General features: G+C 33.4%; 21 protein-coding genes and 5 tRNA genes. 14 read left to right on the forward strand and 12 right to left on the reverse strand.

All coding sequences use genetic code 11. The features are described from left to right. The first annotated feature begins 6 nt into the window (after positions 1-6). Complete coding sequence (locus ACKX2A_RS17060; RefSeq protein ID WP_415326133.1) at positions 7-846, forward strand: SH3 domain-containing protein; 840 nt, start codon at positions 7-9, stop codon at positions 844-846. Positions 847-975: 129 nt separating this feature from the next. Further along, positions 976-1,371, forward strand: coding sequence for a hypothetical protein (locus tag ACKX2A_RS17065; RefSeq protein WP_415326134.1), 396 nt, complete (start codon positions 976-978; stop codon positions 1,369-1,371). A gap of 47 nt (positions 1,372-1,418) precedes the next feature. On the opposite strand, the gene ACKX2A_RS17070 is transcribed toward ACKX2A_RS17065, so the two are convergent. Further along, a tRNA-Arg gene (locus tag ACKX2A_RS17070) sits at positions 1,419-1,492 on the reverse strand. A 32-nt stretch (positions 1,493-1,524) separates the two neighbouring features. Further along, positions 1,525-1,599: transfer RNA gene (locus ACKX2A_RS17075), tRNA-Pro, on the reverse strand. Between the two features lie 594 nt (positions 1,600-2,193). On the opposite strand from ACKX2A_RS17075, the gene ACKX2A_RS17080 reads away from it, so the two are divergent. Beyond that, positions 2,194-2,568 carry a hypothetical protein gene (locus ACKX2A_RS17080; protein WP_415326136.1) on the forward strand — a complete coding sequence of 125 codons (375 nt, stop codon included), beginning with the start codon at positions 2,194-2,196 and terminating at the stop codon, positions 2,566-2,568. Positions 2,569-2,618: 50 nt separating this feature from the next. Here ACKX2A_RS17080 and ACKX2A_RS17085 read toward each other — a convergent pair. The 3 genes from ACKX2A_RS17085 to ACKX2A_RS17095 form a co-directional block, all read right to left on the reverse strand. Beyond that, a tRNA-Arg gene (locus tag ACKX2A_RS17085) sits at positions 2,619-2,692 on the reverse strand. Between the two features lie 52 nt (positions 2,693-2,744). Continuing rightward, positions 2,745-2,819 (reverse strand) — tRNA-Pro (locus ACKX2A_RS17090). An 18-nt stretch (positions 2,820-2,837) separates the two neighbouring features. Next, positions 2,838-2,922 (reverse strand) — tRNA-Ser (locus ACKX2A_RS17095). A gap of 137 nt (positions 2,923-3,059) precedes the next feature. Between ACKX2A_RS17095 and ACKX2A_RS17100 the strand changes: the two genes are divergently transcribed. The 4 genes from ACKX2A_RS17100 to ACKX2A_RS17115 all read left to right on the forward strand — a co-directional run bounded on the left by ACKX2A_RS17100 (position 3,060) and on the right by ACKX2A_RS17115 (position 7,687). After that, positions 3,060-4,088: an N-acetylmuramoyl-L-alanine amidase gene (locus ACKX2A_RS17100; RefSeq protein ID WP_415326138.1), complete on the forward strand. Its 1,029-nt coding sequence runs from the start codon at positions 3,060-3,062 to the stop codon at positions 4,086-4,088. Positions 4,089-4,196: 108 nt separating this feature from the next. Beyond that, positions 4,197-5,597, forward strand: coding sequence for an aspartate ammonia-lyase (aspA, locus tag ACKX2A_RS17105; RefSeq protein WP_415326140.1), 1,401 nt, complete (start codon positions 4,197-4,199; stop codon positions 5,595-5,597). 95 nt (positions 5,598-5,692) lie between these two features. After that, positions 5,693-6,547, forward strand: a complete 855-nt coding sequence (locus tag ACKX2A_RS17110) for a glycosyltransferase (protein WP_415326141.1) — start codon at positions 5,693-5,695, stop codon at positions 6,545-6,547. A gap of 93 nt (positions 6,548-6,640) precedes the next feature. After that, positions 6,641-7,687, forward strand: a complete 1,047-nt coding sequence (locus tag ACKX2A_RS17115; protein ID WP_415326143.1) for a hypothetical protein — start codon at positions 6,641-6,643, stop codon at positions 7,685-7,687. Here ACKX2A_RS17115 and ACKX2A_RS17120 read toward each other — a convergent pair. The 7 genes from ACKX2A_RS17120 to ACKX2A_RS17150 form a co-directional block, all read right to left on the reverse strand. Beyond that, complete coding sequence (locus tag ACKX2A_RS17120) at positions 7,680-9,158, reverse strand: lipopolysaccharide biosynthesis protein (RefSeq protein ID WP_415326145.1); 1,479 nt, start codon at positions 9,156-9,158, stop codon at positions 7,680-7,682. The genes ACKX2A_RS17115 and ACKX2A_RS17120 overlap by 8 nt on opposite strands. Before the next feature lie 9 nt (positions 9,159-9,167). Beyond that, positions 9,168-9,959, reverse strand: a complete 792-nt coding sequence (locus ACKX2A_RS17125) for an FkbM family methyltransferase (protein WP_415326146.1) — start codon at positions 9,957-9,959, stop codon at positions 9,168-9,170. Between the two features lie 389 nt (positions 9,960-10,348). After that, on the reverse strand, positions 10,349-11,020 hold the full coding sequence (locus ACKX2A_RS17130) for a DUF2461 domain-containing protein (protein WP_415326148.1): 672 nt from the start codon (positions 11,018-11,020) through the stop codon (positions 10,349-10,351). 105 nt (positions 11,021-11,125) lie between these two features. After that, positions 11,126-12,355, reverse strand: a complete 1,230-nt coding sequence (locus ACKX2A_RS17135) for an ABC transporter permease (RefSeq protein ID WP_415326149.1) — start codon at positions 12,353-12,355, stop codon at positions 11,126-11,128. A gap of 25 nt (positions 12,356-12,380) precedes the next feature. Next, positions 12,381-13,130, reverse strand: a complete 750-nt coding sequence (locus ACKX2A_RS17140; protein ID WP_415326150.1) for an ABC transporter ATP-binding protein — start codon at positions 13,128-13,130, stop codon at positions 12,381-12,383. Between the two features lie 149 nt (positions 13,131-13,279). Then, positions 13,280-14,563: an efflux RND transporter periplasmic adaptor subunit gene (locus ACKX2A_RS17145; RefSeq protein ID WP_415326151.1), complete on the reverse strand. Its 1,284-nt coding sequence runs from the start codon at positions 14,561-14,563 to the stop codon at positions 13,280-13,282. Positions 14,564-14,566: 3 nt separating this feature from the next. Beyond that, positions 14,567-15,877, reverse strand: a complete 1,311-nt coding sequence (locus ACKX2A_RS17150; protein WP_415326152.1) for a TolC family protein — start codon at positions 15,875-15,877, stop codon at positions 14,567-14,569. Positions 15,878-16,104: 227 nt separating this feature from the next. On the opposite strand from ACKX2A_RS17150, the gene ACKX2A_RS17155 reads away from it, so the two are divergent. From ACKX2A_RS17155 to ACKX2A_RS17185, 7 genes are all read left to right on the forward strand, one after another. Then, on the forward strand, positions 16,105-17,802 hold the full coding sequence (locus ACKX2A_RS17155) for a DEAD/DEAH box helicase (protein ID WP_415326153.1): 1,698 nt from the start codon (positions 16,105-16,107) through the stop codon (positions 17,800-17,802). Positions 17,803-17,951: 149 nt separating this feature from the next. After that, complete coding sequence (locus tag ACKX2A_RS17160) at positions 17,952-18,590, forward strand: DUF47 domain-containing protein (protein WP_076392175.1); 639 nt, start codon at positions 17,952-17,954, stop codon at positions 18,588-18,590. A 21-nt stretch (positions 18,591-18,611) separates the two neighbouring features. After that, positions 18,612-19,754: an inorganic phosphate transporter gene (locus ACKX2A_RS17165; RefSeq protein WP_415326154.1), complete on the forward strand. Its 1,143-nt coding sequence runs from the start codon at positions 18,612-18,614 to the stop codon at positions 19,752-19,754. A gap of 471 nt (positions 19,755-20,225) precedes the next feature. Continuing rightward, positions 20,226-21,197 carry a polyprenyl synthetase family protein gene (locus ACKX2A_RS17170; protein WP_415326155.1) on the forward strand — a complete coding sequence of 324 codons (972 nt, stop codon included), beginning with the start codon at positions 20,226-20,228 and terminating at the stop codon, positions 21,195-21,197. 74 nt (positions 21,198-21,271) lie between these two features. Further along, a complete protein-coding gene (locus tag ACKX2A_RS17175) occupies positions 21,272-22,231 on the forward strand; it encodes a GSCFA domain-containing protein (RefSeq protein ID WP_415326156.1) in 960 nt (319 codons plus the stop codon). Then, positions 22,224-22,745 carry a DUF4269 domain-containing protein gene (locus tag ACKX2A_RS17180; RefSeq protein ID WP_415326157.1) on the forward strand — a complete coding sequence of 174 codons (522 nt, stop codon included), beginning with the start codon at positions 22,224-22,226 and terminating at the stop codon, positions 22,743-22,745. The genes ACKX2A_RS17175 and ACKX2A_RS17180 overlap by 8 nt, the downstream gene beginning before the upstream one ends. 5 nt (positions 22,746-22,750) lie before the next feature. Beyond that, the gene (locus ACKX2A_RS17185; RefSeq protein ID WP_415326158.1) at positions 22,751-23,521 is read left to right on the forward strand and encodes a TatD family hydrolase; all 771 of its coding nucleotides are present in this window, start codon (positions 22,751-22,753) and stop codon (positions 23,519-23,521) included. Positions 23,522-23,788: the final 267 nt, after the last annotated feature.

Below are 23,788 nucleotides of genomic sequence, written 5' to 3' on the forward strand. Positions count from 1 at the left end.
ATTAATATGAAAACCTTTTTTACCGTTTTATTTTTATTCATTGTTCAGGTTTTTTCTGCGCAGGAAGAATCGTATGCCAATGGTATTTTTAATTTTGAAGAAAATAAAACCCAGAAAATTTTTACCGATTGGACGAGAATTCGACAAGAACCGAACGTCAATTCTCAAATTTTGGATTCTCTGCAAACCAATCAACAGATTCTTATTCTTAAAAAAGAGGAAATTATTCTACAATTGGGTGAAAGAAGTTCAAATTGGTATAGAATATCTTATCAAAAAGATGATAAAACTTCCGAAGGTTATGTTTGGGGTGGAAATCTTGCAGTTGGATACAGAAATAAAAACGGTTACGATTTTCTTTTTGGTTTAACGAAAACAATTAGTAAAAAAGATAAGCAATATCCGGAAACCCTTATTAAGCAAAATATAGCGTCTGTAAAGGCTATTCAGGGAAATACTTTAATTGATGAGGTTTCTTTTGATACGGGATCGGGTGAAAGTCTGAGCTATGGAACATTCAGCATAGAAAGTAATCATAAACTTCAAAACGTTGAATTAACCTTAAAAGCAGTGGTTTCGGGCGAAGCATGTGGAATTGCGAGCTATGACCAGTATATTCTTTTTAGGGATAAAAAATTAATCGCTCTGCCTCAATTAATGAGCGTTGGAGATGCCGATGTTTACTATCATTCCGAAGAATTTGTTTTTCCAAATGATAAAGGTGGAATTCCGAATGCTTTTATTTTTAAAATGGAAGAAATGGAAAAGGATGATAAAGATCGTGAAAAGAAGAAAAAATCTTCGAAAGTTTATTTGTGGGATGGAAATTCTTACAAAATGAAATAGAAAATTTTTAATGTTAAATTTGAAAACCACTGTATATTTACGGTGGTTTTTATTTTTGAAGAGAATACTAAACTTGTAAATTGAAAGTTTATTAAAAAAATATTCACTAATTGTTATTTTAAAGTAATTATGATTAATTCAAGAACTAAATTTATATTTAAAATATTATTTTTTGTTGGAAGCTGTATGCTTTTGTGTTCGTGTCCCGGAAGTTCATTTGTGAATTATAAACTGCTTGGGTCAAGCAAAGAAAATATTCCTGAATATTATGATCTGATCGTAAATTCCGATACAATAAAAGCAAGAGTCGGGATTTTGCATAATTATCTTGATAAAGGAACCGGATTGCTTGTCAAGATTCAAAACATTGATGATAAGAATATAAAAGTAATGTCGACACAGTATGGTGAGTTATCACTGCTGGCAAAAGATCCTCATATCTATCGCAAGGAATTGTATAAAATAAAAAAGAAAGATACTTTAGTTATTGCTATTGAAGGCAAGGAATTTTACTTTGGAAGATAGGAAATTTAAAAACAAAAAACCTCACAACAAAAGTTGCAAGGTTCTTGTGAGCGCGAAAGGATTCGAACCTTTGACCGTCTGCTTAGAAGGCAGATGCTCTATCCAGCTGAGCTACGCACCCATTAAATAATTTTGTAAAAACTATTAAAACTGTCGGGGCGGCAGGATTCGAACCTGCGACCTCCTGGTCCCAAACCAGGCGCGATGACCGGACTACGCTACGCCCCGATTGAGGTCATCTTTTTAACAAGAATTACCTTGTTTTTTGTGGTTGCAAATGTATAATGTTTTTTTGAATTATGAAAATAAATTTGAGATAAATTTTTATTAATTTTTCCGACGCTCTTTTTTATTACCTTTACCTAATTAATAACCATTATTTTAGATTAAATTTAAATAAAAAAGAAAATTTTCCATTTATTGCTCTTGCTACTAACAATTTTATTTATCTCTAATTTTTACATTGAACAAAAACTCCATGAAAACTTTTCAAAAATAAAAATAGATAACATCAAAAACTTAGAGTATCATTCAAATAAAAAATTTCTAAAAAAATGGGATCGAAAATATCGGAGAAAATCTTCAAAAAGAATTAATAAAAATAAATATCAATCAAAGCGAAATTAAGTTCAGAAATGATATATTTTATTCCTTCCAAAATAAGGTTGTTTATATTGAAAATAAAGAGAAATGTATTGAGTTGAAAGTAGAATATAATATTTTTAATTCTTTGCTTAAAATTAAAGGATTTCAAACAAGGAAAAACCATCATTAAAATTGACGTTTATTTAATTACAAATTCAATTTAAATCAAACATAAACATGGAAATTACAAAATTACATATAATTGATTGGTATGATGATATTATCACAGCAATTACTTTTTTGGGAAATGAGGTTTATATATTCCATTGTATTAAAATAAATTTAACTAATCAAGACAAAACATATTACAGTGTAAAGATAGATGATAAATGGTTTCAACAAATTGAATATGTGATGAATAAGAAAATTTTTTCCTCAAAAGATTGGAAGATTATAAACTCGATTTTTGAAAAGAATAATAAAAGTGAGAATATTTTTTTATTTAAAACAAAACTTCTATCGATTGGTTCAGATATTACTTTTATAAAAATACAGAGTCCAATTATTATAAAATTGAAATTTCCTTTTGATATTTCAGTTTTATACTCTTAATAATGTTTAAAAAAACAAAAAACCTCACAACAAAAGTTGCAAGGTTTATGTGAGCGCGAAAGGATTCGAACCTTTGACCGTCTGCTTAGAAGGCAGATGCTCTATCCAGCTGAGCTACGCACCCATTAAAGAGTTGATTCTCGCTTAGTTAGTTAAAATAAGCGCGTTAAAAAAAGTCGGGGCGGCAGGATTCGAACCTGCGACCTCCTGGTCCCAAACCAGGCGCGATGACCGGACTACGCTACGCCCCGAGAAGATATATAGAAAAGCGGAGGGTAAGGGATTCGAACCCTTGCGACACTTTCGCGTCGACAGTTTAGCAAACTGCTCCGTTAACCACTCCGGCAACCCTCCTGTTTATCTTTGTTTTTTAATGATCGTTGTTCCGTTATTGCGAGTGCAAATATAGAACAGATTTCTTTATTTACCAAATATTTTTCAAGAAAATTTTGTGTATTTTTGAGGTAATAAATGATTAAAAAAATAGACCAATGCGTAAGACATTATATATCATCGGATTAAGTACTCTTGTTTTTTCATGTACATCTCAACAAAATGTTAAGAAAAATTCATACAAGCCGAAAAACCCAGTCGCACAACCAAAAACCGTTGTAAAAACACAAACTCCTGAAAAGCCAAAACCACAAATTACATCGGATCATGGAGTAGAATTTTTTACTACCAATATTGCAGATCCAACGAAAAATGATAACACCGCAAGTTACGGTTCTATTGTTTCCGCAAAACCGGCAGGTTATAAAGTAGTAAAAACCTATTTTCCGGCTGTCGCTCAGAATTTCAGACAGAGATATCTTATTTTACATTATACAGCAATACCGGATGATAAATCGATCACCGTTCTTACTCAGCAGACCGTGAGTGCACATTATTTGGTAAACAATACAGGCGATAATGAAATTTATCAGTTGGTTGACGAAAACAAACGTGCATATCACGCAGGAGTAAGTGCGTGGAGAGCAGATAAAAACCTTAACGACACCTCAATTGGAATTGAAATTGTAAACATGGGTTACACAACCGATGCAGCAGGAAAAAGAACTTTTGCCCCTTTCGATGATGCTCAGATGAAAAAAGTAGCAGCTTTAGTTAAAGACATTGTTACGAGATATCAAATTCCGGCAACCAATATTTTGGCGCATTCAGATATTGCTCCGACTAGAAAGCAGGATCCGGGACCAATGTTTCCATGGAAAAAATTGTACGACGAATATCAAATCGGAATGTGGTACGATGAGGCATCAAAACAGAGTTATTACGACTTAGCAACATCAACTGATTTTCAGACAAAATATAACGATCCGTCGTTTATCGTAAATGTTCAGACTCAATTACAAAAATTCGGTTATGCATTGGATTTGAGTGGAAAATGGGACGATGCAACAAAGAAAACAATTGAAGCTTTTCAATACCATTTCCGCCCGCAAAATTATGACGGAATTATGGATGCAGAGACATTCTCGATCTTACAGGCTTTAATACAAAAATATCCAGTGAAGTAAAAAATTAGCAATTTAATAATCTATCAGTCTAGCAATATGTAATCGTATATGATTTTATTGCTAAATTGGTACGTTGTTAAATTGATACATTAATTTATAGCATAAATTATGGAAAATGTTAGAAAAGAGAGCGATTTATTGGGCGAATTAGATGTTCCAATGAATGCTTATTATGGAGTACAGACGCAAAGAGCGATCAACAATTTCAAAATTTCGGGGCAGCTTTTGTCTTCGTATCCTGAATTCATTAAAGGCTTGGCTTTCGTGAAAAAAGCGGCAGCAAAAACCAACTATGAATTGGGTTTACTGGATGAAAGTTTATATTTTAAAATTGCTGAAGTTTGTGATGAGTTGATTGACGGTAAGTTACACGATCAGTTTCCGGTGGATATGATTCAGGGAGGGGCAGGAACTTCGATCAACATGAATGCAAATGAAGTAATTGCCAACAGAGTTTTAGAAAAACTAGGAAAAAATAAGGGAGAATATGAGTTTTGTTCTCCAAATGATCACATCAACCTTTCTCAATCCACCAACGATGCCTATCCTACGGCTATCAAAATGGGATTGCTGCATATGAATATTGATTTGGTTGAAAAACTTGAAAAAATCGTTGATGCTTTCAGGGAAAAAGGAAAGGAATTTCAGGATGTTATCAAAATGGGGAGAACGCAGCTTCAGGACGCTGTTCCCATGACTTTAGGTCAGGAATTTGAAGCATTTGCCGCGACTTTGGAAGAAGATATTTCTAAATTAAATAACAATGCCAATCTTTTCGTAGAAGTAAATATGGGCGCAACCGCAATCGGAACGGGAATCAACGCACCAGTTGGGTATGCATCTCTTTGTGCGAAAAATTTAGCACAATTAACAGGTTTCCCGGTAACTTCCGCCCCGGATTTAGTAGAGGCAACGCCTGATACAGGTTCTTATGTGATCTATTCTTCAGCAATGAAGCGTCTTGCCGTGAAATTGTCAAAAATCTGTAATGACTTAAGATTATTGTCTTCTGGACCAAGAGCCGGACTTTCAGAAATCAATTTACCACCAATGCAGCCGGGATCATCGATCATGCCTGGAAAAGTAAATCCTGTAATTCCGGAAGTTGTTAATCAGGTTTGTTTTAAAGTTTTCGGAAACGATTTAACGGTAACTTTCGCAGCAGAAGCTGGGCAGTTGCAATTAAACGTAATGGAACCGGTACTTTCTCACGCGATTATGGAAAATATCCATTTCCTGAGTAATGCATTAGACACGCTTCGTGAAAAATGTGTTACAGGAATCACTGCGAACAAAGAAGTTTGCTTGAATATGGTAAAACACAGCATTGGAATTGTAACCGCTTTGAATCCTTACATCGGATATAAGCAATCGACGGCAATTGCAAAAGAAGCATTAGAAACAGGGAAAAGTGTTTATAATCTTGTTTTGGAAAAAGGAATTCTTTCACAGGAGAAACTGGACGAAATTCTAGATCCTAAAAACATGCTGAAACCGCATAATAAATAGTATTAACAATAAGCGATAAATGATAATTGATGCAAAATATGAAGATTAATTTATCATTTATCGCTTATCATTCATCTTTTATTTAAATATTTCTTTTGAGATTTTTAATCATCATTCCTGCACACAACGAGGAAAACAATCTTCCTTTTACATTAGATTCTTTACAGCAACAAAGTTTTAAGGATTTTAAAGTTGTGATAGTCAACGACGGTTCTACGGACAAAACTGCTGAGGTTATCAAAAAATATACAGACGGCGATTCCAGATTCGAAACGATTAATCTTCAAAAATCAGCACATCAACCGGGTTCAAAAGTTGTGAATGCTTTTAAAAATGGATTAAATACTCAAAATATTGATGAATTTGATGTCATTTGTAAATTCGATGCCGATATTATTTTGTCTGAAAATTATCTGAAAACTGTTGAAGAAGCTTTTCAAAATAATCCAAAATATGGTTTAGTAGGAGGTTTGTTGTATGTTGAAAAAGAAGGAGATTGGGTGTATGAAGGAAATTCCAACAGACACCACGTTCGCGGTCCGATGAAAGCTTATCGCAAAGAAAGTTTCATCCAAATGGGCGGAATTCGTGAAACATTAGGTTGGGATAATATTGATGCAATTTTGCTTGAAAATCTAGGTTGGAAAGAAGTTGTTTTGCCCGAATTACAAGTGAAATTAATAAAAGTAAAAGGTGCAGATTACACAATAAGACCTGCAGATTATTACGGAAGATATTTTTATTTTTTAGGATTAAATCGATTTTTGGCTTACATCGCATCCTCAAAAGAAGCCATGAAAAGTAAATCTATTTCGTTCTTCTTTTCTATTATTAAATCATACGAAAGCTGTCGATCTCAAAAATTAGAATTAAAAATTTCAAAAGCCGAACAAAAAGCCATCAACGATCAACGCTGGAATATGTTGAAGAAAAAGTGGCTGAAAATATGAATATTTTCATTTCATAAAAACTACAGCAATCAAAAAATGTTTGTGTCATTTGGTAAAAAAATAATGTCATTAGTGTTTAAATAAAATAAAATTTTGAAAAAAATAGCCTACATAGAAATAGACACACACGCAGAAATTGCTCAGGATTTTATAGAAATCATGCAGGATTCTGCGGAATTCAGTGTAGATTATTACTTTTCAAAAAAAATAAAAGACCAAATTAAAGATTCTGAACAAAATATTTCTCTTTCCGACAGTTCGATGATTTTAGATCAATTAAAATCAAAAAAATATGATCTCATTATTATCGGAACGGTTCACCGATATTTTAATACATTTCAGGCAATTGTAGAAAAATATAATACCTCGGTGATTGTTCATAACATGAATTTCATAAAAGCTTCAAGGTTCAGTTTAATTAAAAGTATTTTCAAGGGAGATACAATTTACAGATTAAAACTGTGGTGGAAAGAAGGTTTATTTTATTCATCAAAAGTATATCAAAAAGCAAAAAATCTTTTGGTTTTGGATGAGGAACTGAGTTCGAAACAATTTAAATTTCTGCCGCTTTTTTATACCAAAAACTTTGAAAAATCTGAAAATAAAGTTTTAATAATTGTAATTCCAGGTGGAGTTTCTCAGCAAAGGAGAGATTATGATCATGTTTTTAATATCATTGAAAATTTAAAAACTGACGAAAAATTTATATTCACATTTCTTGGAAAAGCAAAAGGGAATGAATTAGAAAAATTGGAAAAATTATCTAAGAACTTACCTCAAAACATTTTGTTAAAATTCTTTTCTGAAAGAGTTACCCAAACCGATTTCGAAAAATGGATGCAAAAAACTGATGTTTTGTGGTGTCCCATCCAAAAGGAAACGGAATTTTTTAGCCAAAAAGAAATTTACGGCGAAACAAAGATGACCGGAAACTTAGGAGATGCTATTAAGTTTGGAAAATTAGCCGTTTTTCCTTCAAATTATCCATCCAAATTAGATTTTATTATTCCTCAGCAGGAAAATATTATTATGCAATTTAACGAGCTTAAAAACTCTAATTACGATTTTCAGGGAAATTACAATAAAAAAATCGTTCAGGAAAAACTCGAACAAGTTTTAAATAGTTTGATTTCTATTTAAATTTAAAAATACTTTTAATAAAGTTTTTGTTTAAATAATCCTCAATTGGAAAGACTTTAGTGAAATGATTTCCGATAAAAATCAAGATTAAAACAACTGCCGGTTTGTACACTAAATTGATGAAATTACTATGAAAATTCGGCAAAACAATAGCTACCGTAATCGCCAAAGTACAAATAATCGATACAAAAATCATCTCAATCGACAATGGTGAAACCTTGAACACGAAATAATTGAAAACGATTTTAATTACATTATAAGTTGTCAAAGAAATTGCAGTAGATAAAGCAATTCCGATCAATTTCAAGTCTGTATTTTTAATAAAATAAAGATTCAATCCAATGGTTAAACCTGCTAATAAAAGCATTACAAGAATATTAAACTTGTAATATTTTGAAAGTGAAATAATATTTCCGTTGAATCCGGTTGCTAAATCCACCAAAACGGCAGATCCCCAAATCCAAATTACAGGTTCGTAAAGCCTTAATTCTACACCATTTTTAGGCATAAAATATGTCAAATACGGAAACCCGACCATAATACACGAAAACAAAACAGCACCTAAAAAATATAAGGTCAAAGACGTTTTTTTATGAAATCTATCAAGATCTTCCATGTCTCCATCTGCAAGATTTTTACTAATAATAGGAGCAGAAACATTGAATAATCCCAGCTGTGGAATCGAAATTAAAGAAATAAGAGCGTATAAAACAGCATAAATCCCATTTTCTTCCATTCCCATAAATTCTCCGATCATCAAACTGTTGATGGCTAAGTAATTCCCGAAAGTTCCCAAGAATCCGAAGAAACTGTAATTAAAAAATTCTTTATAAAAACCATCTTTTTTGAAATAATCCGTACTAAAATCGAAATTTATTTTATCAAGTTTATTCGTGTATCGGATATATCCAAAAAGCATCAAGGCAAATATTCCAAAGAAAAAAGCAAATGCAACGTTTTGATTTAAAGCGAAATAGAAAAATAGGCAGAAAGCTCCTAAATTTGCAATTTTAGGAAATAGATTGTCAAAAATATTAGAAACTACAATTCGCTTATAGTTAGATGTGTATTTATTGAAAATTGCACAAAACGAGAGGATTAGCACAAGTGGCAGGATAATTTCCTTTACTTTCCAGGCTTCCGTATTTTTGAATTTTGGATAAAAATAAGGAAGTAAGAAAAATACCAACAAGAAAATAATAAAGTTGATAAAAACAGCAAGCAATGACAAGGAAAGCATATTCTGTTTTTTACCATCTTGATCTACTTTGTGAAAAAATTTCACATTAGAATAAGAAATTCCCATCACAACAAACGGAACCAAGAATTCCGCGCTGGGAAGAATGTAACGTAGTTTTCCATAGAATTCAAAATCGTTCGGGAAAATAAAAATTGCCGAAATTGTCCCCAACAAAAAACCAATATAGCCAATGATGGAATATTTAAAGCCTTGCCTTGCTACTACACTCATGACGCTTAACTAGTTTTTAGGTATAAAAATAATGTTGTTGATGTATTCGGTTTTATTTTTTTCGTCGCTTATGTTTTTTAGTAGAATTTCTTCCGTTAATTTTTCAAGCTCAAAATTATGTCTGTTAAGATATTTTGCATCGTAACCCCAGGATTCAACCTCGGAAATTTCCCTCCAAATTGGGGTTTCGTGATGTCTTTGTTCCATTTCCACCATCAAAGTAGGTGTAAATTGTTTGATAATTTGTTTTCCTCCGTGAAGCGTTTTTAATTCATTACCTTCAACGTCTATCTTTATGAAATCCAGTCTGTTAAAGTGTTCAATTGCTGCCCAGTCGTCAAGTTTTATCACTTTTACTTTTTCGGTGTAGCTTTTTTCCTCGCCTTTTTCTTTGTAATCGGTGTTCAGCGTGCCTCTCGAAGCAATCGTTTTTCCATTAATGATCGGTACTTTAAACTCTGCAGTCGTATTTTCGTCAGAAAGTGCCAAAGGCAAAACGTGTATTGTCGGGAACAATCTTTTCAAGCGTCTATACAGCTTTTTATTGGGTTCAAAAGCATAAATATGTTCATGATCCAGCTTGTTTTCCAATTGATACAAAAAAGTTCCTACATTTGCGCCAATGTCCAGAATTACAGCTTTCTTAGGCAAGTATTCCTTGATCCAAACCAATTCCGGCTCTACATTTCTTGCCGAAAAATTTTCTTTAGAAAGATTATTTAAGTTCTTAAAATATCTTTTTTTGTAAAAACTCGGACTTATGTACTGTAGTTTTTCTGCAAGGGTTTGGTATAAGGACATTGTTAGCATTTTGACGAACAGCAAATATAAGCAAAAATGTTAAATTGCTGTTAAAAATATTCAATTGTAAGGTGTTGAGAGTCAATACTTAGTTTCACGAAAGGTTTTTTAGAGAAAAGAATTTTATTCTCAGATTCTTGAAATAAGAATTTTATAAATAGAATATTTTTTAGGAGCTTTATCCTGCTCTCCGCACTCGCTATTTTTTTGAATTTGGCGCGGCAGCGAAGCTGCCGCGCCAAATTCAAAAAAATGAGCTCAAACAATCGCTGCGATCAGGGCTAGGCGAAAGTCTTTCCTTTCAAAATTTTGGAGAAAGTCAATCGTCAATAGGTCAATTGTGAATTTTTTACATCGTAAAATTGACAATAAAATGAATTGACATTTCACTATTCACCTAAAGAAAACGGTGTATTCAAAAAATCATTAAAAGGTTTCATCAACTTAAAAATCTTAGTAATATTTTTTGACGCATTTTTATCCAAAACCTCTTCATCTTTCAGATAATATACAACGATAAAGCTTTTATGTTTCAGATATTCCGCCATTGGATCTTCCTTTTCAAAACCCTGCGGAACTTTTTTCAGCTTATCATCCTGATCCATTTCAGGAAAATATTTTTTAAACTCTTTATTATTTAAAATTTTAAGAAAATCTTCGCCATACAACGAAATTTCTCTTCTTACCTCCTTTAATACAGAAGATTCAGGCATATAAATTCCACCTGCAATGAAAGATTTTCCGGGTTCTAAATGAAGATAATAACCACCTTTCTGGCTACCTTTTCCCATTCCTAGAGACGCCCCAAAATTAGTTTTATAAGGAATTTTATCTTTAGAAAATCTTGTGTCACGATAAATTCTGAACAAAGATTTTTTAGCATCAATTTTAGCCAAGTCTTCATCAAATTCAGACATTTCTTTTATGAGATCTTCCAAAAAAGCGATAACATTTTGTTGAGATTCTGTGTAAAGATGTTTATTTTCTGTAAACCATTCGCGGTTATTATTTTTAGTTAATTTCTTTAAAAACCCGAAAACGTCAGGAGAAAGTGTTGCCATAATTTGGTTGAGAGTTGTTTGTTGATGGTTGCTTGTTGTTAGTTGCTAGTTAGAAAATTAATTTAAAATGTTCATAAAACTAGTAAACAATCAAATGTACAAAAACTATTCATATCTCAAAGCTTCAATCGGATCGAGTTTTGATGCTTTCAAAGCTGGGTAATAACCAAAAAATACACCTGTAATCGCACAAACAATGAATGAAACAATAATTGAAGATTCCGTAATGAAAGTTGGCCACGAAAGGAAAAAAGTAACCAGTTTCGTTGTCAAAATTCCAAGTAAAACACCCAAAACTCCGCCTGTAATACTAATCATAATCGCTTCGATCAAAAACTGATATAAAATATCTTTTCCTCTCGCTCCAATCGACATTCTCAAACCAATTTCCTTAGTTCTTTCCGTCACAGAAACGTACATGATATTCATAATTCCGATACCGCCAACAATTAAAGAAATTCCTGCAATAGCCGATAAAAGTACTGTTAAAAGCTGACTTGTTGAGCTCATCGTGGAGATTAATTCCGCCTGAGTTCTTACTGAAAAATCGTCGTTGCTTCCGTCTTCAGGAAGCTTATGTTGTTTTCTTAAAATTTCAGAAACCTGATCTGTCGCTTGTTGAGAAGTATTTTCATTAGTCGAGGAAGCATAGATTGTCTGAACATAAGTAATTCCCAAAAATCTTCTCTGAACTGTATTGAAAGGCGCAATAATCACATCATCCTGATCCTGCCCAAAAGCATTTGACCCCTTTGATGCTAAAACACCGATCACCTTCATTGGAACTTTATTGAAACGGATAATGCTTCCGATTGGATCTTCACCGTTGGGAAATAAATTCGTCACAACAGTCTGTCCCAACAAACAAACTTTATTAGAAGAAGTCACATCTTTTTTTGTAAAAAGTGAGCCCTCCGAAATTCCCCAATCTCTAATGCTGAAATAATCTTCATTCACGCCCTGCAATTGCGTTGGCCAGTTGTTCGCACCGCTAATTGATTGACCGTTCGTCTGAACCGCCGGAGAAACGTAAGAAACATCGGGTGCTCCTTTCGCAATCGCATCTGCATCTTGAGTTTTTAAAGTTTGCAAACCAGTCGCGCCAATTCTCGCCCCTCCTGAAACGTTCACATTACTCGACGGACGAATCGTAATCATATTCGAACCCATCGACGAAAGTTGGTCACTAATGCTTTTTTTCGAACCTTCACCAATGGCGGTCATAGCAATAACTGAAGCTACCCCGATGATAATTCCAAGCATAGTTAAAAACGCTCGAAGTTTGTTTCTTAAAAGGGCTTTCCATGCGATTCTGAAGAGATTTGAGAGATTCATTTCGTTTCAGGTTTGGGATTAAAATTTATTTATAATCATCATTTACGGGAAGATTTTCCAAAGCTTCTTTGGCAGATTTTATATCTTCATTTTTAACGTCCTTAATGACTCTTCCGTCTCTTAAAGTAACTGTCCGACTGCTGAAAGTCGCAATGTCAGGTTCATGCGTCACGAACACAATAGTACTTCCTTGTTTGTTTAAATCCTGCATCAAAGCCATTATTTCGTAGGAAGTTCTTGTATCTAAATTTCCTGTTGCTTCATCTGCTAAAATCATGACAGGTTCGTTGACCAAAGCTCTCGCAATCGCAACTCTCTGTTGTTGTCCACCCGACATTTGGTTGGGTAAATGATCGATTCTTGTTTCCAATTTTACGGCTTTTAAAGCTCTTATCGAACGTTCATTTCTTTCTTCCGAAGATATTTTTGAATTATATAAAAGCGGAAGTTCTACATTTTCCTTCGCAGTTGTTCTTGGCAAAAGATTATAAGATTGAAACACAAAGCCAATTTTCTGATTTCTTAAAATTGCTAATTCATCACGATCCAGATTTTTGATATTTACGCCGTCTAAAATATAATCTCCGCTTGAAGGTTTATCAAGACAACCGACAATATTTAATAGAGTAGATTTACCGGAACCGCTGCTTCCCATAATCGTCACAAATTCACCTTTTTCAACAGAAAATGTAACGCCTTTCAGAGCATGGACCACTTCATCACCCATCCTGAAATCTCTTTTCAGATCATTTATTTCGAGAATTTTTTCTGCCATGATTGTTGGTTGATACTTGTTAGTTAATTGTCTCTTGTTTATTCGGGAAAAATTCCCCTCCTTTGGAGGGATGTCAAAAATTCTATAAATTTTTGACGGGGTGGTTTTAAAATAAAATAAATTTAAAATAACTAAAAACTCAAACTGAATTATCTCGGACCGCCACCACCGCCGCCGCCACGATTTCCTCCGCCACTTCCGCCACCACGTCTTTGAGGCATAAACGGACTTTTTGCACCACCACCGGAAGATTTTTTTGATAGATTTTTATATCCAGTAATAATATTGTCAGTTTTATTCAATCCCGAAATCACTTGAATTTCAGTGTCATTATCCATTCCTGTCTTTATTCTTTTTCGAGTAATTACACTGTCTTTGCCAATTACCCAAACTCCTGCCTTATCTTTATTCTCAGTTCCGGATTTTTCTTTTCGCTGTCCGTTGTCTTTTCCTTTTTTACCATTTTTACCATTCGTAAAAGGTGAATTAATTTTATATTTTTTCACTACCAAACTATCTGGTCTGAAACTCGTTGCAGCAACAGGGATTTTCATAACGTTATCTAAAACTTCGGTATAAATTGTAATATTTGCGGTCATTCCGGGTTTTAATTTTAAACTTGAATTATCTGCATTAATCATGGTTGTATAATTCACAACATTCGAAGAAACAGTAGGTTGAAGACGAACTTCCGAGACGCTTCCGTTAAAAGTTTCATCCGGAAAAGCATCAACAGTGAAGGTTGCTTTTTGCCCGACTTTTATATTTCCAATATCCGCTTCATCGACAGATGCTCTGATTTGCATTTTCGTTAAATCTTTCGCAATACTGAAAAGAGTAGGAGTGCTGAAGCTTGATGCAACTGTTTGACCTTCACTTACATTACGATTTAAAACAGTTCCGTCAATTGGAGAATAAATTTGAGTTAATGATAAATTTTTATTTGCTGTCGAAAGTTGCGCATTCACAGAATTTACTTGAGCTCTCGCTGCATTGATTTGATTTTGAGCCACATCATAATCCGCTTTACTTATCGCTCCAACTTTATATAATTGACTTTGGCGATTGAAATTAATCTCATTATATGCTAAATTACTTTTCGCATTTTGCAAATTGGCATTAATTTGTTCCGTCTGATATTGCAATAAATCCGGATCTAAAGTAGCCAAAAGCTGTCCTTTTTTCACCGTAGAATTAAAATCAACGTAGATATTTTTAATAATTCCGGAAACCTGCGTACCAACCGCAACTGTATCCACGGGTTGAACAGTTCCTGTTGCCGTAATGGAATTTGAAATTTCGCCCATTTCAGGTTGTACCGTTTCGAGTTGAATTTTCACTTCTTCTTCACGGATAAAAAAATACCAAACTGCCCCCAAAACAATGATGCCACCGGCGATCCAGTACAGCCATTTTTTATTTTTTGCTTTCATAGTTTACTTGATATTTATTGGGTTTCCTGAGTAAAATTCGTAGATCTGTTTATTGAGAACCGCAGAATATTTAGACTGCAGATAATTTTGTACTGATTGAATGTAAGTCAGTCGTTGTTGTTGAAGTTGTACATAATCAATACTTCCGATTTTCATTTGAGCATTTACAATCGCGTAACTTTGCTTATTGAGATCCATTTGTTTATAAGCCGATTCGTATTGCGAAAGTGAATTTTGAAGATTAATATAAGATTGTTCAACCTGTTGATTTAGAATTGTTTTTGTGTTTAATAAATCCAAATTTGCCTGTTCAATTTCAATTTTTGATTTTTCGACAGCCGTTTTGTAAATTCTATTATTATAAATCGGAATTCCCAAGCTTAATCCAACCGGTAAATAAAAATTATTTCCTAGTTGATTAAAATAATTCCCATTGTTATAGGCATAATTGGATGAAATATTTCCTGTCAGGCTCAATGTCGGCAAAATGGAAGCCTGAGCCATTTTTAAATTAGTATTAGAATTTTCAACATTTAGTTCTCCATATTTCACTTCCGGACGTTGGTTTTGCGCTAAATTCTGAACTTCAGATAGAGGTTTTAAATTTTCATCAACAGTAATGCTATCGGGTTTTACAATTTGAAAATCATAGGTTGTGGGAAGCTGTAAAATTTGTTTAAGATTTACAATATTTGTTCTTAAATTGTTTTGAGCAGCAATTAAATTATATTCATCTTGAGCAACCTGCGCCTGAATTTGAAGGTAATTTAACTTTGAAATATTTCCTACTTTATAAAATTGATCGCCTTGTTTAAGCTGAGTTTTTGTGGTCGTTAAAATTTCTTCAAGCGCGACAATATTTTCTTCTGCCATTAAAATATTAAGATAAGCCTGAGTAATCGTTAAAGTAATATTATTCTGCGCTTCCTGAACCGACAAATCTGCCATTTGAACCAAGAGATTTTTCGAAGATTCATTGTTTTTAATATAACCTGCATGATACAGAGTCATGGAAGAATTAGCTCCAATGTTCTGGGATTGTGCACCGTTTACATTTAATCCATTGTTTCCGTTTACAGCAAACAACCCTTGTGAAATTGTTCCGTTTAAATTAGGGTATTTTGCTTCTTTTGCCTGAAGAAGATCCTGTTCCGCTGAATTTTTTGAAAGCTTTAAAGAGTTTATCGAAATATTATTCTCTTTTGCATATTCAATACAGTTTTCCAGCGTCCAGTTGGGCGGATAGTTATTAGTTTGTGCGAATATTTCGAGCGTTTTGAAGAGAAAAATCAAAAAGAAAAATTTGCGTTCCATAGCTTATTTTTTGAAAATTCATAAATAACACAGAAAAAATCAATCCAATTTAATAAAAAAAAATAATGTTTAACAGGTTTTTAACATGGAGGGTGTTTTTTTGAAGTAAATTTTTTAAAAATTAAAAAAATATTAAAGGATTCTGAATTTAAGTTTAATTATTTAACACTTCATTCAAAAACAAGTCAAATATTTGTTGTATCTTTGCAAAAATTTTAAAATATTTAATGAATTTATTTACGGAGACCAATTTAAGTCCTGACATTCTTAAGGCAATTGGCGAACTGGGCTACGAAAGCCCGACAGAAATCCAAAAACAGACTATCCCTTTTATTCTTTCAGATATTCGCGACTTGATCGCACTTGCGCAGACAGGGACAGGCAAAACAGCAGCGTTTTCGCTTCCGATTTTGGATATGATTGACGAAACGAGTCGCAAAATCCAACTTTTGGTGCTTTGTCCGACACGAGAATTATGTCTTCAGATTGCTAAAGACATAAAAAATTATTCTAAATACATGAAAGACATCAAAACTACTGCGGTTTATGGTGGAAGTAGTATTATGGAACAGATCAGATCTTTAAAGGATAAGCCACAAATTATCGTGGGAACTCCGGGAAGGGTGATCGATCTTATCAACAGAAAAGCATTAGATTTTTCTGCTATTCATTGGTTGGTTTTAGACGAAGCCGATGAAATGCTTTCAATGGGTTTCAAAGACGAATTGGAAACAATTTTGAGCGAAACTCCTGAAACAAAACAAACTTTCTTGTTCTCTGCAACGATGAACAAAGAAGTAGAGAGAATTTCTAAAAACTATTTGACGAAGCCCCACAGAATTTCTGTTGGCTCCATCAATGAAGTTAAGAAAAACATTAAGCATGAATATTATGTGGCGGGCTACCGTCAGAAAAAAGAGGCTTTGAAGAGATTGATCGATTCAAATCCTAATCAATATTCGATCATTTTCTGTAGAACAAGAATGGAAACTCAGGAAGTTGCCGATTTCTTGATGCAGAATGGTTATGCTGCAGATGCGCTTCATGGAGATCTTTCTCAGGCTCAGAGAGATACTGTAATGAAGAAGTTTAGATTGAAAAACATCGATATCTTAGTGGCGACAGACGTTGCAGCGAGAGGATTGGATGTGAATTCACTGACTCACGTTATCCATTATTCTTTACCTGATGATCCGGAAGTATTCGTTCACAGAAGTGGTAGAACGGGTCGAGCAGGAAGAGATGGTGTTTCTATGGCATTGATAAAGCCTGAAGAAAGCAGAAAATTAAAGCAAATAAAATCAGCTACTAAAATTGAAATCATAGAAGGAAAAGTTCCGACTGGTGATGATATTATCAAAGCTCAGGTTGGTGGTGTTTTTGAAAGTCTTTTCGAAAAACGTGAAGATTTCTTTGAATTTGATGATGCTTTAATTCCTGATTTATCTGAATTTACAAAAGAAGAATTGGTTCACAAACTACTTCAGTTTCAATTGAAGGATTTGGCGACTTATTACAAAGACAGACACGATCTTATCGAGCAGAAACTAAGCAGCAGAGATGATGACAGAGGTTCTAGAAGAGATCGTGATAGAGGTAGAGACCGCGATAGAGGTGACAGAAGTGAAAGAAGCGGAGACAGAAGAGAGCGTGGCGGAAAACCAAGAAGAAAGAACGAAGATATGGTAAGATTTTTCTTCAATTTGGGTAAAAAAGATCAATTGAAGAAGCTTGATGTTTTGGATATTATCAATAAAGCTACATCGAACGGGAAAAGCAAAAAAAGAGCTGAAATCGGAGATATCGAAATTTTAGAGAAATTCTCTTTCTTTGAAGTGGAGAAATCTTTCAAAGGAGATCTTTTGAGCAACATTTCTACAATGAAATTCAGAGGTAAGGATATGAGAGCTGAAGAAGCTAACTAAATTTATTTCAACAATATAGACCGGCTTTTTAGCCGGTTTTTTTGTATAATAATGAAGTGTGAACTCAATGTTAACAAAACTTAATGTTGTACTCTTTCAGGTAAGGCGGTTTTTTAGGAAATTTGCACACGAATTATAAAAACTTTACAATGGGAATTGGTAATATTTTCCACGCTTTTCAACCAAAAGATAAAATCTTCTTTGTGCTTTTCGAAAAAGTAACAGAAAACCTTGTAGCAATGTCTGAGGAATTCAACCACGGAATCAAAGATTTCGATCTAAATGACGATTCTATGTTGAAAAAGATGAGCGATTATGAACACAAAAATGATGAGCTTACTCACGAGATCTTCGTAGAATTGGGGAAAAACTTCATCACTCCTTTCGACAGAGAAGACATCCACACTTTAGCAACAGGATTAGACGATATTGCAGATTATATCTACGCTTCTACAAAATATATTTTCCTTTATAAGTCGCCTGAAATGAAGGCTTATTCAGATTTTTCTTTATTAATCCACAAAGCATGTCTTGAAATTCAGAATGCAATGAAAAACCTTAAAGGTTTCAAAAACATGGAGCAGGTAAAAGAAGCTTGTATTAAAGTAAATTCTATCGAAAATATTGCAGATGATTTATTATCAAATTCAATGGTAGAATTATTCGAAACAAACGATGCAATCAATATTATCAAAGTTTCATCTGTACTTAATTATCTTGAAGTAGTAACCGACAAAGCAGAAGATGTTGCCAACACGATTGAGAACATCATGATTAAATACGCATAATTTAATAATTATAATTAAACAATGGAATTTCCGATTTTACTTATAGTTATTATTGCATTGGCTTTAATATTCGATTACATCAACGGTTTTCACGATGCAGCCAACTCAATTGCGACTATTGTTTCTACAAAAGTTTTAACTCCATTCCAGGCAGTTCTTTGGGCAGCACTTTGGAACTTCGCAGCGTTCTTTATCGCTGCTTACATCATTGGAGAATTTAAAATTGGTAATACAATTGCCAAAACAGTTAATGAAAATTTTATCACCCTTGAAGTTATCTTTTCAGGTCTTGTTGCTGCAATCGCCTGGAATCTTTTAACATGGTGGTTTGGTATTCCTTCATCATCTTCACACACGTTGATCGGAGGTTTCCTTGGAGCGGCTTTAATGCATGCTTTCATGTCGGATTATCACGCTGTAGTTGCAGCTCATCCGGATCTTAGCTTATGGGATTCTGTAAAACAGGCTGCTGTTCAGGTTACACATCAGAGTGTTGTGAAATTTGATAAAGTCATTCCTATTTTCCTGTTCATTTTCATGGCGCCGATCATTGGGATGATTATCTCGATCATTATTACATTAATTATTGTTCACCTTTATAAAAAATCAAACCCGCACAAAGCAGATCAGTCTTTCAAAAGACTGCAGTTGGCTTCTTCGGCGTTGTTTAGTTTAGGACACGGTCTGAATGATGCTCAGAAAGTAATGGGTATTATCGGTGCAGCATTAATTTACTATCACGTTGAAATGCTTCACGATCCGATTTATCTTAATATTCCTGCTGCAGGACGTTTCGATTATTTCGCACAGCATTATATTTGGGTACCATTGGTTTCCTTTATTGCAATCGCTTTAGGAACAATGAGTGGTGGTTGGAAAATCATCAAAACAATGGGTACTAAAATCACAAAAGTAACTTCTTTGGAAGGTGTAAGCGCTGAAACTGCGGGAGCAATTACTTTATTCATCACAGATCACTTCGGTATTCCTGTTTCTACAACACATACGATTACAGGTTCAATTATCGGGGTTGGTCTTACAAAAAGAGTTTCTGCCGTAAGATGGGGAATCACTGTAAGTCTTCTTTGGGCTTGGGTTCTTACCATTCCGATTTCTGCGATTGTTGCAGGGATTACATATCTTGTGGTAACATTTTTCTCTTAGGATAAAAACTAACATAATAATCATAAACTTTGCTCGACTGGGCAAAGTTTTTTTGTTTTAATGAAATTTGAAGCTTAATCCCGCTTTCCACTATATCTTTTTGGTTACGGCTCCGCTTCGCTCCGCCGCAACCAAAAAGGATGCCGTTGCAATCGGGGCTAGGGTGGAAGTTAACCTTTCAAACATAGGGAAATATTCACAAAGTTTGTCATTCCGTAGGAATCTAGACACGAATCGGTTCATAAGTTTTTCTAATACTTATGCTTAGATTCCTACGGAATGACAAACTCTGCGGAACAAATTGATAATAAACAAAAATCTTAATTATATTAAATAAAAAATTAATATTTTCATTAATCCAAAACAAACAATTAATATAATAAAAAATAAATCCTTACTCATAAAAACGGTTAGGATTTTTGTTTTATAAAGCCCTGAAAAATTGTATTTTTGTTCAAACTATTAGAATTTATGGAATTTTTAGACAGATACCAACAGATCGTTGCTGATGCCATTACCAAATATACTTTTAAAGATAAACCTACGGAATTATACGACCCAATGAACTACATCATTTCCCACGGTGGAAAGCGTCTTCGTCCGATCATGGTTTTAATGGCTTGTGATTTATTTGGCGGTGATTTAAAGGAAGCAATCAAACCGGCTTTGGCAATCGAGTTTTTCCATAATTTCACGCTGATTCATGACGATATCATGGATGAAGCTCCTTTGAGAAGAAACAAACCAACAATTCACACTCTACACGGAATCAACGTGGGAATTCTTTCAGGAGATGGATTGATGTTGAAAGCTTACAAATTCTTCGAAGATCTTGAACCCGAAGTTTTTAAAGCTTGCATCAGAATTTTTACTCACACAGGTTTGCTTTTATGCGAAGGCCAGCAATATGACATCAATTTCGAGACTCAGGAAAATGTAACCTATGATGATTATATCAGAATGATTACCTATAAGACTGGGGTTTTAAGTGCTTCTTCATTCGAAATAGGGGCGTTAATTGCCAAGGCAAATTTTAAAGATGCAAAAGCGATTTTCAACTTCGGAAAACACATCGGAATTGCGTTCCAGATTATGGATGATTATTTAGATGTATTCGGAGATCAGGCTCAGTTTGGTAAAAAACATGCCGGAGATATTTATGAGAATAAAAAGACAGTACTTTATCTGATGGCAAGAGAACACGCGACTGACGAAGAAAGAAAAGAACTTGATTACTGGTATTCTAAAAAAACAGATAATATCGATAAAGTTTATGGAGTAGAAAAGATTTTCAGAAGAACAAAAGTAGACGAAAAAGCTTTGCGACTGATCGAAAAGCATAATGAAATTGGACAAAGCTATCTTCAAAAAATCAATATTCCAGAAGAAAAGAAAAAACCATTTGCTGAACTGGCAAATTATTTATTGAGAAGAGAAAGTTAATAAGATTGTAGATTCTAGATTGCAAGCAGCAGTTTATGCCTGCAATCTAAAACCTGCAACCTACTATCTATACAATGAAATTCAGGACAGAAGTTGAGATTAAAGAATCGAAGAAGAAGATTGAAGTTGAAGATAAGATATTTTCAATAGGTTCCTGCTTTGCTTCCGAAATGTCGGATTTGTTTTTACAAGGGCAGCTACAAACAATAAACAATCCCTTTGGAACGATTTTTAATCCTTTTTCGATTGATAATGCGATTAAAAGGCTTCACGATGCAGGTTTTTATGAGGAAGAAGAATTGATTACTTTTAATGACGAATTCATTTCTTTAGATCATCACACGAGTTTCGACACACGATATATTCATCAGACTTTACAGAAAATAAATACTAAGATTGAAGAAGGAAATTCTTTTCTTCAAAATGCCAATTGGATTATCATAACGTACGGAAGCTCATTTATTTATGAATTTATTCCGAAACAAAAATTAGTAGCTAACTGCCATAAAATTCCACAAAAATTCTTTAAAAAAAGATTACTGACTTTCCAGGAAATTACAGAATCCATTTACAATACGATTTTAAATTTGAAAGATATTTGTGTGGATGATGTTCAGATTTTGTTCACGGTTTCACCTGTCCGTCACACAAAGGATGGAATGGTTGAAAATCAGCTAAGTAAGTCAAAATTAATTATAGCAATTCATGAGATGATCGATGGTTTGGATTATTGTCATTACCTTCCGATTTATGAAATTTTAATGGATGATCTTCGCGACTACCGTTTTTATAAAGAAGATATGATTCATCCTAATAATCAGGCTGTTAATTATATTTTTGATAAATTTGGAGAAGCTTATTTTTCTAATGAAACTAAGGATTTTATTAAAGAAAATTTTAAAATTAATAAAGCTTTAGAACACAGAACCAACGACGAAAAAGATCCTAAATATATCGAATTTAAAGAAAAATTAAACCAAAGAATTGAAATTCAGCGACAAAAAGTAAAACATAAAATCTTTTCAAATGATTGATTTTACCACCATTGATTATTTGAAAAACGGAAACGACAAACAAAAAAGAGCTTACGAAATTCTTTCAAAATACCTGATTTTTGAAAAATTAAAAGATTATTCTCCAATTTTAGCGGGAACAATTCCTATTGAAATTGATATTGAAGGAAGTGATCTAGATATTATTTGCGAGGTAGATCTTAAATTTGAAGAAGATTTTTTGGACGATCTAATGTTTAGCAAATTTATTCCAAATGATACAGATATTGAATATCCGTTGATAGATGGTCAAAAATGCATTACTTTAAATTTCATATTGGAAGGTTTTCCCATCGAAATTTTCGGACAAAATAAGCCAACAACCGAGCAAAATGCTTATCGCCACATGATCGCCGAACACAAAATATTACAGAAAAAAGGAGAAAATTTTAAACAAAAAATAATAGAATTAAAGAAGAAAGGAATCAAAACAGAGCCCGCTTTCGGAATGTTGCTTGGACTTGAAAATCCTTACGAAGATCTATTGAAAATGTAAAAGAAATGATTGACACACATACACATTTATACGCAGAAGAATTTGATGAAGATAGAAAAGAAACGATTCAAAGAGCTGTAAATAAAGGGATTAAAGAATTTTATCTTCCTGCCATCGATTCAGAATCTCATGAAAAAATGTTGCAGTTGGAAAAAGAATATCCAAACCAGATTTTTTCAATGATGGGCTTGCATCCTTGTTATATAAAACCTGAATCCTGGGAAAAAGAGTTAGAAATTGTTAAAAATTATCTGGATCAGAGGGCATTTCCGGCGATTGGAGAGATCGGAATCGATTTGTATTGGGACAAAACGACTTTGGATATTCAAGTAAAAGCATTTGAACAGCAAATCGATTGGGCAATTGAGAAAGATTTACCAATCGTAATCCATACAAGAGAAAGTTTTGATGAAACTTTTGAAGTCTTGGAAAGAAAAAAACATCCAAAATTACGCGGAATTTTCCATTGTTTTTCAGGGAATTTAGAGCAGGCAAAACATGCAATTGATCTTAATTTCATTTTAGGAATTGGAGGAGTAGTAACGTTTAAAAATGGTAAAATCGATCAGTTTTTAAGTGAAATTCCATTGGATAAAATTGTTTTGGAGACGGATTCTCCGTATTTAGCTCCTGTCCCGCATCGAGGAAAGAGAAATGAAAGTTCTTATCTTGATTTGGTCGCCGGAAAATTGGTGGATATTTACAAAGTTGATTTTTCTGAAATTGATAGAATTACCACTGATAATGCAAAGAAATTATTTAAAGCAATGAACTAATTGTAATGGTTGATCAAGTCACAAACAAGAATATAAAGTTGAATGGTTTAATAATGTTTTTGATTTATTTTACTGTCAATTTTCTATTTTTAACTAAGTATGGAATCAGGCAATCTAAAGTTCCTTTAAGTGTCTTGGTTTTCTTTTTTACTATTGTAAATTTTTTCATTTATTATTTCAGAAATAGTAAATTATTAAGTGAGAAGTTTTTTAATAATTCTAAGAATGTTTATGTTATTTTAGGACTTTTTACAATCGCTTATGTTG

This window comes from Chryseobacterium sp. MMS23-Vi53 (assembly GCF_047651245.1).
Taxonomy (GTDB): Bacteria; Bacteroidota; Bacteroidia; order Flavobacteriales; family Weeksellaceae; genus Chryseobacterium.

What these genes read in the sequence shown, in the direction of transcription:
- ACKX2A_RS17080 (WP_415326136.1), top strand. Translation starts at nt 2,194, where the DNA reads ATGGAAATTACAAAATTACATATAATTGATTGGTATGATGATATTATC.
- ACKX2A_RS17165 (WP_415326154.1), top strand. Translation starts at nt 18,612, where the DNA reads ATGGAATTTCCGATTTTACTTATAGTTATTATTGCATTGGCTTTAATA.
- ACKX2A_RS17060 (WP_415326133.1), top strand. Translation starts at nt 7, where the DNA reads ATGAAAACCTTTTTTACCGTTTTATTTTTATTCATTGTTCAGGTTTTT.
- ACKX2A_RS17160 (WP_076392175.1), top strand. Translation starts at nt 17,952, where the DNA reads ATGGGAATTGGTAATATTTTCCACGCTTTTCAACCAAAAGATAAAATC.
- ACKX2A_RS17130 (WP_415326148.1), bottom strand. Translation starts at nt 11,020, where the DNA reads ATGGCAACACTTTCTCCTGACGTTTTCGGGTTTTTAAAGAAATTAACT.
- ACKX2A_RS17185 (WP_415326158.1), top strand. Translation starts at nt 22,751, where the DNA reads ATGATTGACACACATACACATTTATACGCAGAAGAATTTGATGAAGAT.
- ACKX2A_RS17120 (WP_415326145.1), bottom strand. Translation starts at nt 9,158, where the DNA reads ATGAGTGTAGTAGCAAGGCAAGGCTTTAAATATTCCATCATTGGCTAT.
- aspA (WP_415326140.1), top strand. Translation starts at nt 4,197, where the DNA reads ATGGAAAATGTTAGAAAAGAGAGCGATTTATTGGGCGAATTAGATGTT.
- ACKX2A_RS17145 (WP_415326151.1), bottom strand. Translation starts at nt 14,563, where the DNA reads ATGAAAGCAAAAAATAAAAAATGGCTGTACTGGATCGCCGGTGGCATC.
- ACKX2A_RS17175 (WP_415326156.1), top strand. Translation starts at nt 21,272, where the DNA reads ATGAAATTCAGGACAGAAGTTGAGATTAAAGAATCGAAGAAGAAGATT.
- ACKX2A_RS17170 (WP_415326155.1), top strand. Translation starts at nt 20,226, where the DNA reads ATGGAATTTTTAGACAGATACCAACAGATCGTTGCTGATGCCATTACC.
- ACKX2A_RS17100 (WP_415326138.1), top strand. Translation starts at nt 3,060, where the DNA reads ATGCGTAAGACATTATATATCATCGGATTAAGTACTCTTGTTTTTTCA.
- ACKX2A_RS17150 (WP_415326152.1), bottom strand. Translation starts at nt 15,877, where the DNA reads ATGGAACGCAAATTTTTCTTTTTGATTTTTCTCTTCAAAACGCTCGAA.
- ACKX2A_RS17140 (WP_415326150.1), bottom strand. Translation starts at nt 13,130, where the DNA reads ATGGCAGAAAAAATTCTCGAAATAAATGATCTGAAAAGAGATTTCAGG.
- ACKX2A_RS17155 (WP_415326153.1), top strand. Translation starts at nt 16,105, where the DNA reads ATGAATTTATTTACGGAGACCAATTTAAGTCCTGACATTCTTAAGGCA.
- ACKX2A_RS17135 (WP_415326149.1), bottom strand. Translation starts at nt 12,355, where the DNA reads ATGAATCTCTCAAATCTCTTCAGAATCGCATGGAAAGCCCTTTTAAGA.
- ACKX2A_RS17065 (WP_415326134.1), top strand. Translation starts at nt 976, where the DNA reads ATGATTAATTCAAGAACTAAATTTATATTTAAAATATTATTTTTTGTT.
- ACKX2A_RS17125 (WP_415326146.1), bottom strand. Translation starts at nt 9,959, where the DNA reads ATGTCCTTATACCAAACCCTTGCAGAAAAACTACAGTACATAAGTCCG.
- ACKX2A_RS17180 (WP_415326157.1), top strand. Translation starts at nt 22,224, where the DNA reads ATGATTGATTTTACCACCATTGATTATTTGAAAAACGGAAACGACAAA.